This window comes from Pseudomonas sp. RW407, assembly GCF_003176655.1.
Lineage (GTDB): Bacteria > Pseudomonadota > Gammaproteobacteria > Pseudomonadales > Pseudomonadaceae > Pseudomonas > Pseudomonas delhiensis.
Map to the genome: position 1 here is coordinate 1 of NZ_QGSL01000052.1, position 553 is coordinate 553.

Consider the following 553-nt stretch of genomic DNA (forward strand, 5'->3'; position numbering starts at 1 on the left):
CCCAGGCCACCCAGCCGACGCCCCCGGCGCTGCCGGCCAGCCTGCCGCAGGCCGACTCGCCGCTGGCGCTGTCCACCCCGCTGCACGGCAACCTCTCCACCGCCGCCGTGGTCGGCCTGGGCGCCGCCGCGGTGGCGATTGGCGTGGCCCTGTCCAACAACGGCGGTGGCGGCGGTAGCGATGGCGAGCGCAGCAGCGGCGCCACCGGCACCACCCAGTGAGCCGGCGCGCCCCATGATCGGGCGCGTCAGCCCAGGGCCTGCACCAGGGCCATCACCAGCAGCAGGCTGGCACCGGCCAGCAGCGTCTGCAGGGTGATGATGCCCGCCATCAGGTGGCTGTCGCCGCCCAGCTGGCGCGTCAGCACGTAGGCCGTGGGCGCCGTGGGCAGGGCGAAGAACAGCACCAGCACCGCGGTTTCCAGCGCCGCCAGGCCGAGCAGGCGGGCGGCGCCGAAGGCCAGCAGCGGCATCGCCAGCAGGCGTACTGCACAGCAGCCCAGCAGGGCCGGCAGTTCCGCGCGCAGCTCCCGCGGTTGCAGCGCGGCGCCCAC

2 protein-coding genes are annotated in these 553 nt (G+C 75.9%); one reads left to right on the top strand and one right to left on the bottom strand.

Annotation, left to right across the window (positions count from 1 at the left end; translation table 11 throughout):
• Nucleotides 1–221 (top strand): hypothetical protein (locus DK254_RS34105; RefSeq protein ID WP_109933017.1); only part of this gene is annotated, 221 nt, incomplete at its 5' end.
• Between the two features lie 26 nt (nucleotides 222–247).
• On the opposite strand, the gene DK254_RS05760 is transcribed toward DK254_RS34105, so the two are convergent.
• On the bottom strand, nucleotides 248–553 hold a 306-nt coding region (locus DK254_RS05760), incomplete at its 5' end, for an AEC family transporter (RefSeq protein ID WP_177412028.1).